Source organism: Pseudomonas sp. LB3P25, assembly GCF_054897985.1.
The window spans coordinates 2,927,640-2,941,486 of the sequence record NZ_CM142711.1 but is presented as its reverse complement, the minus strand read 5'-3'; the positions used below and the strand labels follow the sequence as shown (position 1 = coordinate 2,941,486).

Here is a 13,847-nt window from a genome sequence, read left to right as displayed (position 1 = left end):
CACAGCCCTTGCTCCCTGCTTAATGCCAGCGAGGACATTCCTGCTGTCGAGTCATTGAACAACAATAAAAGGGAGTCATTTCATGAGTACATCCAAAATCATCCGACTCGGCCTTATCGGTGCTGGCCGCATGGGCAGCTTTCACGGCCTGACGGCCGCCCGGCACATTCCCGGTGCCTGCCTGGCCGCTATCGCCGACCCGACACCCGGCCAAGCCGCCCGCCTCGCGGCCGAGTTAGGTGTGCAGCGGGTCTATACCGATCCACAGCAACTGCTCGATGACCCGGAAATAGACGGTGTCTTGATCGCCGCCCCCGCCCGCAGCCATGCCGAACTGGTGATCAGCGCAGCCCGGGCCGGCAAAGGGGTGTTTTGTGAAAAACCCATGGCCATCACCCTGAACGAAGCCGACCGCGCTATCGCCGCCGCTGCCGGTGCACGGGTGACGCTGCAAGTCGGCTTCAACCGCCGCTTTGCCAAAAGCTTCCGAACTGCTCATCTGGACGTGGTCGCCGGCCGGATCGGTACGCCGCAACTGCTGCGCTCGCTGACTCGCGACCCGGCGCTGAACAATCCGGCCGCCTCGCCGCAGTGGGTGATTTTCCTCGAAACCCTGATTCATGACTTCGATACCCTGCGCTACCTGAATCCAGGCGCCGAAGCAGTTGAGGTTTTTGTCATGGCCGATGCTTTGATCGCACCGGATTTCAAGGACAAGGGCTTCCTCGACACCGCCGTGGTCACGATCCGTTTCGACAACGGCGCCATCGCCACCGCCGAGGCCAATTTCCAGGCGGTCTATGGCTACGATGTTCGGGGCGAAGTGTTCGGCAGCGCCGGCATGCTGACCATGGGCAGCGTCAATGAGTCTGACCTGGTTCGCTATTTGGCCAACGGCATTCAGGCCGACACCCAGCGCCTGGACACCGACCTGCTGCGTGACGCCTATGTGGCCGAGCTCAACCACTTTGTCGACTGCCTGCGCACCGGCGAAAAACCACTCGCCAGCGGCGAAGATGCCCGGGCGGCACTGGCCATTGCCCGTGCGTGTATCGAGTCCTTCCAGCAGGGCAAACCTGTGCGCGTGCAAGGAGTCCGTTCATGAGTTTCATACCGTTCAAACTGGCGATCAGTGCCGAGATGGTCTTCCTCGACCTGCCGTTCACCGAACGCGTCAAACGGATTCACGCGCTGGGCTTCAGCGCCGAACTCTGGGACTGGACGCAGAAAGACATACCGGCCCTTGTCGCCACTGGCGCTGATTTCACCTCGATGACGGGTTACATCTCGGGCAACCTGACCGACCCCGAAGACATTCAGCACCTGCTCGACAGCGCACGGGAATCGCTGGCCGTCGCCGCCCAACTGAATTGCCCGAGCCTGAACCTGCATGGCACTGGCCTGGACGACAAAGGCTTGCCGGTCAAACCCGTGGCCTTCACCACTGGACGCATGTGGCTGAGCGCCTGCAAGACCCTGGAAAAAATCGCCCGTCTGGGCGAAGAGGCAGGCCGGGTATTCTTGCTGGAAAACCTCAATACCGAGGTGGACCACCCCGGCACCCCATTCGCTCGCGCCGACGATACCCTGGCGTTGATCGAGGCCGTGGGCAGCCCGCATTTGAAGATGAACCTGGACCTTTACCATGCCCAGATCGGCGAAGGAAACCTGATCGAACTGATCCAGCGCGCCGGCAGTGCTATCGGGGAAATCCAGGTCGCCGATGTCCCCGGCCGCATGGAACCGGGTACCGGTGAAATCCATTACCCGGCCATTGCCAAAGCCTTGTTCGGCATGGGATACACCGGAGTCGTCGGGCTCGAGGGCTGGGCCAGCGGCGACAGCGAAGCGGCACTCGAACGCTTTCGGCAAGCCTTCACGGTGGATTGAAATGCCGGTCAGTTAAGCCATTTCAGCTGCGACACACTCTTTGTAGCAGCTGTCGAGCTTGCGAGGCTGCGTTCGGTTCGGGCCGCGTTCGGACGAAGCAGTCGTGAATCTGGCTAATGCGGTCTGCCTGACGCACCGCAACTTCTGGTTTGACGACTGCTTCGCAGCCGAACGCAGCCTCGCAAGCTCGACAGCTGCTACAGATCGCATTACGGCTTAACTGACTGGTTTTGATGAATGTCAGCTCATAACAACAAAAGGAAAACCATCATGCGTCGTTGCACACTGCTTTTTGCCACGCTGTTATTGCTCTTCAGCCAATGGGCCGCCGCCAGCTATCGCATCGGCGTCAGCATTGCCAGGGTCGACGACAACTTCATGACCTATGTGCGCAGCGGCCTGGAAGAGGCCGCCAAGAAGGAGAATGTCCAGATCCAGTTCGAGGACGCCCAGGGCGATGTGGTTCGCCAGCTCAATCAGGTCGAGGGCTTTCTCAGCCAGAAAGTGGATGCGGTCATCGTCTTGCCCGTGGACACCGCCGCCACCGCCAATATGACGCGCGCCGCCGTCGAGGCGAAGACACCGCTGGTCTACGTCAACCGCCACCCGGACGAGCGCGTCCTGCCCAAAGGCGTGGTCACGGTGGCGTCCAATGACATTGAGGCCGGGCAACTGCAGATGCGCTACCTGGCCGACAAACTGGGGGGCAAAGGCAGCATCGCGATCATCATGGGTGAGCTGACGCAAAACGCCACGCACGACCGTACCGAAGGTGTGAAACAGGTGCTCAAGGACTATCCGGGGATCAAGATCGTCGAACAACAAAGTGCCGAGTGGCAGCGCAGCAAAGGGATGGACCTGACCAGTAACTGGCTGCTGGCAGGCACCAGTTTTGATGCCATCGTGGCCAACAATGACGAGATGGCCATCGGCGCCGCCATGGCACTGCAGCAAGCCGGTAAAGCCAAGGGCGAGATTGCGATTGTCGGCATCGACGGCCTGCCTGACGGCTTGGCGGCCATCAAGCGCGGGATGCTGGTCGCCTCCGTCTTTCAAGACCCCAAAGCGCAAGCGACCAGCGCGCTGCAAGCGGCCATCAAAATGATCAAAGGGGAGCCGGTCGAGGCGGATGTATGGGTGCCCTTCCAGCTGATCATGCCGGAGCAAGTGGCCGTTTTTGAGCAACGCTACAAGTAACGTCAAACGGGCGCATGACCTGCCGACGGGAAGTCAGCAGGCCATGCGCGTCGCCGTTTACAGGTCGGTAATTTCTTTATGGCGTGGCACCAGCGTTTTCATCACGCTCCACGCCACCAGGTAGGCCACCGCACAGATCGCAAACATGATCATGTAGCCGGTATGAATATCGCCGATCAGTTTGTAATGGTCGATCACCCAACCGCCGGTCTTGGTCATCACCACCCCACCCAAGCCGCCAGCCAAACCACCAATGCCGACCACCGAAGCGATGGATTTTTGCGGGAACATGTCAGACACGGTGGTGAAGATGTTGCACGACCACGCCTGGTGCGCCGATGCGCCCACGCCGATCAGCAGCACCGGCACCCAGAAACTGATGTAACCGAATGGCTGCGCCAGCAGCACCAGCAGCGGAAAGAAAGCGATCACCAGCATGGCTTTCATACGGCCGTCATACGGCGCATCACCGCGTGACATGAAATAGCTGGGGAACCAGCCGCCACCGATGCTGCCCACCATGGTCATGCTGTACAACACGGCCAGCGGCAACACGATGGCCTGGCCCTTCATGCCGTACTGCGCTGACAGATAGGTCGGAAGCCAGAACAGGAAGAACCACCACACGCCGTCGGTCATGAATTTGCCGAAGGCAAAGGCCCAGGTCTGGCGGTAGGTCAGCAACTTGAACCACGATACTTTTTTAGCGGCGGCACCCGAGTCTGTGCCGGTGATCGCTTGCGCGCCCTGATCGCTGCGGATGTAGGCCAACTCTTGCACTGACAGACGTTTTTGCTGCTCCGGTTTTTCGTACAGCGCAATCCACACCGCCACCCAAACGAAGCCCAACCCACCGATCACGATGAACGCCGCTTCCCAGCCCCAAAGGCCGGCAATCAGCGGCACGCTGATCGGCGCCAGGATCGCGCCCACATTGGCGCCGGAATTGAAGATACCGGTGGCGAACGAGCGTTCTTTTTTCGGGAAGTATTCGGCGGTGGCCTTGATCGCGATCGGGAAGTTACCCGCTTCGCCTATCGCCAGCACGGCGCGCGACAACATGAAACCTGCGATCGAGACCGGAATGACAGCAAGGCCAAACGCGCTGCTCACGGCGGCGATACCCTCACCCATCGGCACCGCAAAGGCGTGCATGATCGCGCCGGTCGACCAGATGCCGATGGCTACCACATAGGCGGTCTTGGTGCCGATCTTGTCAACGAAGCGGCCGGCGAACAGCATGGAAATCGCGTACACAAACTGAAAGACAGAGGCAATGTTGGCGTAATCGGTGTTACTCCAGCCAAATTGCGTCGACAGATCCGGCGCCAACAGACTGAGTACCTGGCGGTCCAGGTAATTGACCGTGGTGGCAAAAAACAACAGCGCGCAAATCGTCCAGCGGTACTTGCCGACGGCCTGGCCGATTCGTTGCGGATTGATGGGCTCGTTCAGATTCATGGCATCACTTTATTGTTGGATTATGGTGATGATCTCTCGGTTTCAAGCGAGATCAATGGTGTCGTAGAGCACCGCCAAAACGCGATGAGTCCGCGCCACTGCCCGGTTCAGTTCATTAGCGTGGGCACTTCTCAGACACTGTATTGCGGGCTCGAAAATGGGTAGTCCATGCTCAGAGGCCGGAGTTGGACGTATAGCAAGTGCTATCAGGCGTTTGGCGGGACAGTCGTATGCGACAGGCCTGACTGTGGGGATGGGCAAGCAGTCAAGTTCGGACCATAAGAAGCGGCATGCAGGGAGATGCGCAGGCGGGTTGTATTCATGATGTGGCCGACACTCTTTTTTATTTTTAGGGTTTAACAGCCGGTAATCGTCTGTCGTCGTACAACTGTGCCTTTTATATCGAGTTAAATACTGGCCTGTCAATCTGAAAAATAGCCGTTCGTCTCGATAAAGACCGCCCCGTTAACATTGTGATTTCGTACACACACTGGTGGTTGCGGGGCCGTTAGCCTTTTGAGGTTTCGGGTTTTAAACGCAGGGTATGGTGAATTTGATGATTGCGTGTTGTTGTACGACAACACACTTCAGAAGCTCATGACGAGAGACATCGATAGCGGTCATCTCGTCAAGGTGCTTTTCGACTGGCAGGCCGGCGAAGACGAATCAGGATTTCGCAGCCGGTTTGGTGCGAGCCGTTGCGCGTGCCAAGGTGTTGAGCGCCACGGCGGCGAGAATGAGCGCCTTCAACGCGTTCTCATCAAGCGTGTCGCCCTCATGCAAATCAATGGCACGTCGGGTGTTGCCTTCGAGGCTGGCGTTGAAGAGGCCTGAAGGGTCTTCCAGCGAGGCGCCCTTGGCAAACGTCATCTTCACGACCTGCTTGTATGTCTCACCGGTGCAGATGATTCCGGCGTGCGACCACACTGGAACCCCCCGCCACTTCCATTCCTCGACCACGTCGGGGTCGGCCTGCTGAATGAGCGTTCGGACCCGAGCGAGCGTCTCGCCCCGCCAATCTCCCAGCTCCTTGATTCTCGCGTCTATCAGCTGAGAGGCCGAATCTGCGCCCTCTTCTTCTTTTGCACCGACCTGCTGTTTCTTCATGGTGGTTGTCGCCTTCTTCATGAGGGTGTCCAAAACCGGGCTTTACAGAGTTTTTTGGCTGTTGCCGAGGGTCTTGGCCTTTTCGATCCCCCAGTCAAAGGCGGCCTCCATGTCCAGCAGATGCGGTTTTGGATCGTGGTCCTCAAAAATGGCCGTGCCGTCCGGCCGGTACACACCGATGAACATCCCCAGTGAGCCGTCCTTCAATATCTCGGCTTTGACCTCGATCTTGCATCCGTTCGACAGCGTTTCCTTGTGGTGCATATGGCGTTCAGTCATTGCTGCATTCCTCTCGTCGTTGAAGGCCGAGTAGCGCATTTACCCATTGGCCATGTTAGCTCAGTGCGGCCCACTAAATGGCCTGCCAGGACAGCGGCGTAATGCCACCTATACTAGAAGCCACCGCCCCCATGGGGTCTGCACTCCCAACAATAAAAAGCAGAGGTGGAACATGGTCTGGCAGCAAATCTACGATCCGTTCGGTAACCCGATACTTTCAACCATCATGGCAGCAGTGCCGGTCGTGGTGATGCTGGCAGCCCTGGCGTTTTTCCATATCAAGGCGCACCTGGCCGCATTGATGGCCCTGACCTCGGCGCTGGTGATCGCAATCTTCGCCTTCGGCATGCCGGCGAACATGGCCGGCTCGGCCGCACTGTACGGCGCCGCCAACGGTTTGCTGCCCATTGGCTGGATTGTGCTCAACATCATCTTCCTGCATCGACTGACCACCGAGAACGGCTCGTTCAAGGTGCTGCAGGATTCCCTGGCGCGCATCACCGACGATCGACGCCTGCAATTGCTGCTGATTGCCTTCTGCTTCGGTGCTTTCTTCGAAGGGGCCGCCGGTTTCGGCACGCCGGTGGCGGTGACCGGGGCGATTCTGATCGGGCTGGGTTTCTCGCCTCTGGCCGCGTCTGGCCTGGCGTTGATCGCCAACACCGCGCCCGTGGCGTTCGGTGCGCTGGGCACGCCGATCATCACCCTGGCCAAGGTGACCGGGCTGGATGAAATGGAACTGTCGATGATGGTCGGCCGGCAATTGCCGTTCTTCTCGGTGATCGTGCCGTTCTGGTTAATCTGGGCCTTCGCCGGCTGGCGCAAGATGCTGGAAATCTGGCCGGCGATTCTGGTGGCCGGGGTCAGTTTCGCCGTACCGCAGTTCCTGGTGTCCAACTACCACGGGCCGATGCTGGTGGACGTGATCGCCGCGCTGATTTCCATGGCCTGCCTGACCGGTTTCCTCAGAGTCTGGAAACCGGCCACCGTGCATACCTCCGCTGCGCTGTCCGGGCGAGTCGACAACTCCCAAATTGCCGAAGAGCATGACGAAAAACCCGTCGCCAGCGCGGCCTTTGCCAGCGATGCCAAGCCTGCTGTGATGCGCGCGTGGATGCCGTGGATCATCCTCACGGTGTTCGTCTTCGCGTGGGGCACCCAGGGTTTCAAAAACATGTTCGATACCCGCCCGGCGATTGATCCGGCAACCCACTCCGCCAAGCTCGACCCTCAAGGCAAACCGCTGCGCGAAGCGAACCCGATCTTCGCCCCGGTGTTGACGTTCACCACGATCCACCAGCAGATCGAGAAGGTCCCGCCGGTGGTGCCTGCGCCTAAAACCGAGGACGCGGTCTACAAGTTCACCTGGTTCACCAGCACCGGTAGCGGCATCCTGCTGTCGGCGATCCTCGGCGGGTTGCTGATGGGTTATTCCATTCCGCAACTGATCCACCAGTACGTGCGAACGCTGTGGGTGGTGCGCTATTCACTGATCACCATTACCGCCATGCTCGCCCTCGGTTTCCTCACCCGTTATTCGGGCCTGGACGCGACCATGGGCCTGGCCTTCGCCGCGACGGGCATCTTCTACCCCATGTTCGGCACCCTGCTCGGCTGGCTCGGCGTGGCGTTGACCGGCTCGGATACGGCATCAAACGTGCTGTTCGGCGGCTTGCAACGGGTGACCGCCGAGCAATTGGGCCTCAGCCCGGTGTTGATGGCGGCCGCCAACAGTTCCGGCGGGGTCATGGGCAAGATGGTCGACGCCCAGTCGATTGTGGTGGCGTCCACCGCCACCCGCTGGTACGGGCATGAAGGGGAAATCCTGCGTTATGTGTTTTTCCACTCGATCATCCTGGCCATTCTGGTCGGTGGCCTGGTGACGTTGCAGGCGTATGTGGCGCCGTTCAGTCATATGGTGGTGGGTGGGCATTGATTGACGTAGCCCGCCTTTCTCAAGTCTTGGCCCCTGGTGCATCGCAGGGGTCAAGGCTTGGGATTCTTGACCCAACGCATGACCACAAAGCACGCGATCAGGATCATCGGCGCGATGGACAGCATGCCCATGTAACTGGTGCCGGAGACATCGTTGATCTTGCCCACCATCACCGGAGCGACCATGCCGCTGAGCTGGCCAATGGAGTTGATGGCTGCGGTTCCACTGGCAATCGCCAGCCCTGAGAAGGTCGATTGCGGAATCGTCCAGAAGATTGGAATGGCGATGAACGTGCCCGCCGTCGCCAGGACCAGTGCCGCCATCATGGCCCAGGACGAATCGGAAAACAGGCAGGCCAGCAAGTAACCCACGGCCGCCAGCAACAGACACATCACCAGGTATTTCTTGCGCTCACCGGTGCGGTCCGAGAGCCGCGTCAGCCAGATCATGCCGATGCATGCAACGATATAAGGCAGGGATGACAGCATGCCGACCCAAAAAACGCTTTGCACGCCGGACGACTTGATCAAGTGCGGCATCCAGAAATTAAGGCCATAGGAAGCCGTCTTGATCACGAAGTAGATGAACGCCATGATCGCGACTTCCCGCGTCAGTAACACTCGCCACAGCGACCCCAGTACCGGCTTTTGCCTGGCTTTGTCATGCGCCAGATTGGCGGCGAGCAGATCTTTCTCTCCCCTTGTCAGCCACTTGGCCGACTCGATGTCACGATCGAGTTTCCACAACACCAGCGCACCCAGCACCACACACGGTAAACCCGACATCAGGAACAGCCAGTGCCAACCCGCCAGGCCAAGCACGCCATCCATCGTGCCCAACAAAATCCCGGCAGCCGGCCCACCCAATGCCCCCGCCAGAGGGACCGACAGGAACCAGAGGCCGTTCATCTTTGCCAAGTGCTTTTTCGGGAACCAGCACGCCAGGTAGAACAGAATTGCCGGGCCAAAACCAGCTTCCATGACCCCAATCAGAAAACGCAAAAAATAGAGCGTGTATTGGGTGTAGGCAAACATCATTGCGGCGGTGGCCAGCCCCCACGACACCATGATCCGGCAGATCCAGGCCGGGGCACCGTAGCGCTTGAGGCCCAGGCTGCTGGGCACTTCGAACAACACGTAGCCAATGAAGAACATGCTCGCGGCCAAACCATACGCAGCATCGGTCAAGCCCAGTTCATGCTGCATCTGGGTCTTGGCGAAGCTGATATTGATCCGGTCAAAATAAGAGAACAGAAAGCAAATAATGGCCAGCGGCATGATGCGCCAGGCCACGCGGCGATAGAGCAACAGCTCGTTGATCGTTTCTTCATTGCGCGCCAGTGCGATTTCGCCAGTCATGGCAACCATGATGTTTCTCCCTTGTTGTAATTATTGGAGAGAGGCAACGTCCTTCAGGACCTTGCTCAACGGGTTTAGCTGATCCGAATCAATTTGTCCCTGTAACGCTGACCCTTGGCGACATAGTCCTGGGCGCTACGCTGCAGGCCGGCGATGGCTTCAGGCGTCAGCTCTCGCACCACTTTGGCGGGCGCTCCCAAAATCAGGGAGTTGTCCGGGAACACCTTGCCTTCAGTGACAATCGCGCCGGCACCGACCAGGCAGTTATTGCCGATGACCGCGCCATTGAGCACCACCGCCTGAATCCCGATCAGCGCACCATCACCGATGGTGCAGCCATGCAACATGGCCTGGTGACCGATGGTGACGCCATTGCCCACCGTCAGCGCAAATCCGGGGTCGGCATGCAAGACCGCGCCTTCCTGTACGTTGCTGTGCTGACCGATTCGAATCGACTCGTTGTCACCACGCAGAACCGCCTGGGGCCAGACACTGACGCCCTGCTCCAGCGTGACATTGCCGATGACGGTGGCGTCTTCGGCGACGAAGGTTTCGGCGTGGATGACAGGGGTCAGCGTGTCGTATTGATAGATAGCCATGGCAACGCCTCCTCAGGCCTGAGCGTCGGTTTTAAGCACACCGGCCGCGCACAGCTCGGCGATGTGCTCGTCGCTGTAACCGAGTTCACGCATGACCTTGTGCGTATGCTCGCCGATGCGCGGAATCGATTGACGCGGTTGCAGACGTTCGCCATCCAGGGACAACGGCAGCAATGGCATGGCGGTGAACGATCCGTCTTCGAGTTCGAGATTCGCCAGGCCGCCGCTTTGCAGCAGGTGAGGATCGTCGAACAACTCTTCAGGACGACGGATCGGCGCAAAAGGAATGCTGTGGGCCTCCAACTCCAGGGCCAGCGCCTGAGCATCCATCGTGGCAAAGACTTCGGCCAGGTGAGCCAGCAACCGGGGTCGCTGCAACACGCGATCGTTATTGGTGGCGAGGCTCTGGTCGTCGAGCAACGCGGTCTGACCGAGCAACTGGCATAAGGCATTCCACTGCCCTTCGCCGGTGGCCGCCACGAACATCTGCTCACCGTTGGCAAATTCGAACACGTCGTAGATCGCCCAGGCGCTGATGCGGTTTGGCATTGGCGCGGCCGCCTGCCCGGTCACGGCGTACTGCTGCATGTGTTGGGCCGCGAGCAATACGCAATTTTCGTAGAGCGCGCTTTGCACTTCACGGCCGACACCGGTGGTGTGCCGGTCATTGAGCGCGGCAAGCACGCCGATAGCGCCAAACATCCCGCCCATGATGTCGTTCACGGAGCTGCCGGCACGCAGCGGTCTGCCGACGGGACCGGTCATGTAGGCCAGGCCCGCCATCATCTGCACCACTTCATCCAGGGCCAGACGATTGTCATACGGGCCGTTGAGGAAGCCTTTGTGCGAGGCATAGATGATGCGCGGGTTACGCTCACGCATCGCTGCGTAACCGAAGCCGAGTTCCTGCATGCGTCCGGGTTTGAAGTTCTCGATGAACACGTCGGCGGTGTCGATGAGTTCCAGCACGGCGTCGCGCCCTTGCGGAGTGTTGACGTCGATGGCGATGCACTGTTTGTTGCGGTTGAAGGTGCGAAAGAATCCGGCACCGGCCCCCAGCAGACGACGCGTACCGTCGCCGCGGGTTGGCTCGATCTTGATGACTTCGGCACCGAGGTCACCGAGGATCATCCCGCAGGTCGGCCCCATCACCATGTGAGAAATTTCGACGACACGAATGCCGTCCAATGGAAGTCTGGACATGAATGTTTTCCTCGATCGGACAGCTCAAGCGCGGCTGGCGGGTGGCGTGTAATTGAGTGGCAGACCGGCGCGGGCAATGCAGCCATAAAGGGTTTCGTCCGGCAACGCGGCATGCAGCACGTCCCGTGATTCGATCAGTGCGGCCAGATCGATGCCGGTGTCGTAACCCATGCTGTGCAGCATGAACACCAGGTCTTCCGTCACGGTGTTGCCGGACGCGCCCGGTGCGAACGGGCAACCGCCCAGCCCGGCGAGGGACGAATCAAGTTCGGTGATGCCTTGCTGCACGGCCACCAGGCTGTTGGCCAGCGCCAGACCGCGGGTGTCATGGAAATGCGCGGCCCCGAGTTTGTCACCGGCGATGGCTCGAACCGCCTGCAACGTGGTCGCCACCTGGCCGGGATTGGCGTATCCGGTGGTGTCGCCGAGCGAGACCAGATCGCAACCGGCCTCAAGCACGTGTCGGGTCAATTCGCACAAGTCGCTCAACGGCACATCGCCCTGGCGGGTGCAGCCGAAGGCCACGGACATTCCGGCAATCAGTTGAACGTTGTGCAAGCCCAGCTCGGTGCGCAACTGGCACATCCGCGCCAGCTCTTCGACCATTTCCAGCGGCGTACGTCGAACATTCGCCAGGCTATGGGCCGCACTGACGGAAACCGGCGCAATGATCCGGTGGGCGCCGGATTCAAGCGCATCCCGACAGCCGCGCAGGTTCGGTGCGAGTACAGAGACAATCAGATCCGGGTAACTCAAGGCGTGGGCCACAACTTCTTTGGCATCGGCCATTTGCGGCAGCAGTTTGGCGGGAACAAAGGATGCAACTTCCATATGGCGTACGCCAGCCGCATAGGCAGCATCGATCCAGTGGCGTTTGGCAGCAGTGGGCATGATGGCTTGAAGGCTTTGCAATCCATCGCGCATGCCGACTTCGTTGATCGTTATTGTTGTCATGAAGTTCTCTCACAGGCTGAAGCACAGGCTCAGACTAGAGAGACACCAAGGCGCCGAAAAGACGTGATTCACGGCCTGATCCATCGTCAACCGCGATGGATGGATTTAGGTCATGGTTTGTCGCGGCGGTGCCCGTAACAACAGGTGATCCAGCAGCCGACGGGCTGAAAGCGACAGTGCATCACGATCCCGCACGCAGATCACAAACTCGCCCAGCGCCCAATCGTCGGTCAGGGGGATGATGCGCAGGTCGAACAGTTGCCTGTAGCGCGCCACGGCTTCCAGCGGGAACACCGCCAGTCCCAGCCCGAACTGCACCAACCGGAACGCGGCGTCGAATGACGATACATAGGAGCGGAAACGCAGCTCCCGACCGTGCTTTTCCGCATCTTCGCGCATGAAGGTATTGAGCGTGGCGAAGGCCGACAATCCCAGATGATCAAAATCCAGCGTCTCTTCGAACGCAAGGCTGGTGCGATCGGCCAAGGGGTGATCCGCACTCACCACGACGGCCAGATGGTCCTGGCGGAAAGGTAGAAACTCCAGATCGCCCACGGCCATCGACCGCCTGCAAATGCCCAGGTCGGCATTTCCTTCGGCCACCCCACGGACCACATCGGGGCTGAAACGCTCTTCGATGTCGGCCTGGATTCTCGGGTTGGCCAACATGAAATCGGACAGTTCTTCCGGCAAAAACTCCATGATCGAGGATACGTTCGCCAATACCCGGACATGACCGCGAGCGCCCTCGGCGTATTCGCTGAGTTCACTGTCGAGCCGTTCCATCGCTCGCGTCAGCGACCGGGCATGCCGCAGCAAAGCCTGCCCCGCTGGCGTCGGTTCAACCCCGCGCTTGCTGCGTTTGAGCAGCGGCGTGCCGAAGCGCAGCTCAATGTCGGAGATCCGTTTGCTGACCGCCGATGGCGCGATGAATGCCCGCTCGCTGGCCCGTGCGATGGTGCCTTCGTCGCAGACCAGAATGAACAGGTGCAAGGAGAACTGATCCAGATGCGGCATTACGCCCACCCCTCAAGTCGCAGCGTGGCCCGAACCAAACGTTGTTCCTCGCTTTCGATTTCCTTGAGGTTCTCGCAGATGCTCTGGATGTGCGCGATGGCCGCCTTGCGCGCCTGTTCCGGCATACGGCCGGTGACGGCGTTGTAGAGCCGCGCATGTTGACGGTCGATCTGACGTTTTTGCGGCTCGCGGTGGTAGAGGTTATTGACCGAGGCAAACACCGTGTTGAGCAGTAAGTCCGTCAGCGAGCGCAAGGTCTGCACCAGCACCGGGTTGTGCGAGGCCTCGCAAATCGCCAGGTGAAACGCATGATCGAGCCGGGCGTGTTCGCACGCTTCCAGCGAACGGGTGTGGGCATCGAGCAACGCCTCGTAGCTGCGGGTGATGAGGACGAAGTCGGCTTCGGTTCCGCGCAACGCCGCGAGGCGTGCGGACTCGCCCTCGAGCAGGCTGCGAACCTCGAACAAATCGTAGAGCGTGCGGGGTTGTGAGCTGAACAGGTGCATCAGCGGTGACGTGGCACCGTGACCCGAAAGGTCAGCTACAAATGAACCTTTGCCCTGCTCTGTTTTGATGATCCCGCGAGCGCGCAACAGCTTCAGGCCCTCGCGAAGTGCCGTGCGGGAAACGCCGAGTTTTTCGGTCAGGCGACGCTCCGAGGGCAACAGTTGCCCGGTCTTGAGCACCCCGTCCACGATCAGCCGTTCTATGCGTTCACAGACCACGTCTGCGACTTGTGGATTACGGCTCGTTTCGGCGCTGTCCATCGACCCTCCAACTGGTATGACCAGTCTCAATGCAAAAACCATAAATGTTCAGAGACAATCATAAGCTTATGTTTTAAAA

At 59.7% G+C, this 13,847-nt stretch carries 13 protein-coding genes; 4 read left to right on the top strand and 9 right to left on the bottom strand.

Going from position 1 to position 13,847, the window contains the following annotated elements; all coding sequences use genetic code 11:
- Positions 1 to 82 precede the first annotated feature (82 nt).
- The 3 genes from ACYZTW_RS13355 (at position 83) to ACYZTW_RS13345 (ending at position 3,087) form a co-directional block, all read left to right on the top strand.
- Positions 83 to 1,105: a Gfo/Idh/MocA family oxidoreductase gene (locus ACYZTW_RS13355; RefSeq protein WP_462005255.1), complete on the top strand. Its 1,023-nt coding sequence runs from the start codon at positions 83 to 85 to the stop codon at positions 1,103 to 1,105.
- The gene (locus ACYZTW_RS13350) at positions 1,102 to 1,890 is read left to right on the top strand and encodes a TIM barrel protein (protein WP_462005254.1); all 789 of its coding nucleotides are present in this window, start codon (positions 1,102 to 1,104) and stop codon (positions 1,888 to 1,890) included. Before ACYZTW_RS13355 ends, ACYZTW_RS13350 begins: the two co-directional genes overlap by 4 nt.
- 270 nt (positions 1,891 to 2,160) lie before the next feature.
- Entirely contained in the window at positions 2,161 to 3,087 is a 927-nt protein-coding gene (locus ACYZTW_RS13345; protein ID WP_462005253.1) for a sugar ABC transporter substrate-binding protein, read from the top strand.
- 57 nt (positions 3,088 to 3,144) lie between these two features.
- Here the strand turns inward: ACYZTW_RS13345 and ACYZTW_RS13340 are convergent, their stop codons facing one another.
- From ACYZTW_RS13340 to ACYZTW_RS13330, 3 genes are all read right to left on the bottom strand, one after another.
- On the bottom strand, positions 3,145 to 4,548 hold the full coding sequence (locus tag ACYZTW_RS13340; RefSeq protein WP_462005252.1) for an MFS transporter: 1,404 nt from the start codon (positions 4,546 to 4,548) through the stop codon (positions 3,145 to 3,147).
- A 666-nt stretch (positions 4,549 to 5,214) separates the two neighbouring features.
- Entirely contained in the window at positions 5,215 to 5,655 is a 441-nt protein-coding gene (locus tag ACYZTW_RS13335) for a DUF1801 domain-containing protein (RefSeq protein WP_462005751.1), read from the bottom strand.
- Positions 5,656 to 5,697: 42 nt separating this feature from the next.
- Positions 5,698 to 5,934 carry a hypothetical protein gene (locus tag ACYZTW_RS13330; protein ID WP_008151753.1) on the bottom strand — a complete coding sequence of 79 codons (237 nt, stop codon included), beginning with the start codon at positions 5,932 to 5,934 and terminating at the stop codon, positions 5,698 to 5,700.
- A 172-nt stretch (positions 5,935 to 6,106) separates the two neighbouring features.
- On the opposite strand from ACYZTW_RS13330, the gene ACYZTW_RS13325 reads away from it, so the two are divergent.
- The gene (locus tag ACYZTW_RS13325; RefSeq protein WP_462005251.1) at positions 6,107 to 7,870 is read left to right on the top strand and encodes an L-lactate permease; all 1,764 of its coding nucleotides are present in this window, start codon (positions 6,107 to 6,109) and stop codon (positions 7,868 to 7,870) included.
- 50 nt (positions 7,871 to 7,920) lie between these two features.
- Here ACYZTW_RS13325 and ACYZTW_RS13320 read toward each other — a convergent pair whose 3' ends face one another.
- The 6 genes from ACYZTW_RS13320 to glcC form a co-directional block, all read right to left on the bottom strand.
- Positions 7,921 to 9,237: an MFS transporter gene (locus tag ACYZTW_RS13320; RefSeq protein ID WP_462005250.1), complete on the bottom strand. Its 1,317-nt coding sequence runs from the start codon at positions 9,235 to 9,237 to the stop codon at positions 7,921 to 7,923.
- Positions 9,238 to 9,302: 65 nt separating this feature from the next.
- Positions 9,303 to 9,827: a gamma carbonic anhydrase family protein gene (locus ACYZTW_RS13315; RefSeq protein ID WP_462005249.1), complete on the bottom strand. Its 525-nt coding sequence runs from the start codon at positions 9,825 to 9,827 to the stop codon at positions 9,303 to 9,305.
- Positions 9,828 to 9,839: 12 nt separating this feature from the next.
- Positions 9,840 to 11,030 carry a CaiB/BaiF CoA transferase family protein gene (locus tag ACYZTW_RS13310; RefSeq protein WP_462005248.1) on the bottom strand — a complete coding sequence of 397 codons (1,191 nt, stop codon included), beginning with the start codon at positions 11,028 to 11,030 and terminating at the stop codon, positions 9,840 to 9,842.
- A gap of 24 nt (positions 11,031 to 11,054) precedes the next feature.
- The gene (locus ACYZTW_RS13305; protein WP_462005247.1) at positions 11,055 to 11,984 is read right to left on the bottom strand and encodes a hydroxymethylglutaryl-CoA lyase; all 930 of its coding nucleotides are present in this window, start codon (positions 11,982 to 11,984) and stop codon (positions 11,055 to 11,057) included.
- A gap of 105 nt (positions 11,985 to 12,089) precedes the next feature.
- The gene (locus ACYZTW_RS13300) at positions 12,090 to 13,001 is read right to left on the bottom strand and encodes a LysR family transcriptional regulator (RefSeq protein ID WP_462005246.1); all 912 of its coding nucleotides are present in this window, start codon (positions 12,999 to 13,001) and stop codon (positions 12,090 to 12,092) included.
- A complete protein-coding gene (glcC, locus tag ACYZTW_RS13295) occupies positions 13,001 to 13,768 on the bottom strand; it encodes a transcriptional regulator GlcC (RefSeq protein ID WP_462005245.1) in 768 nt (255 codons plus the stop codon). Before glcC ends, ACYZTW_RS13300 begins: the two co-directional genes overlap by 1 nt.
- Between the last annotated feature and the right edge of the window lie 79 nt (positions 13,769 to 13,847).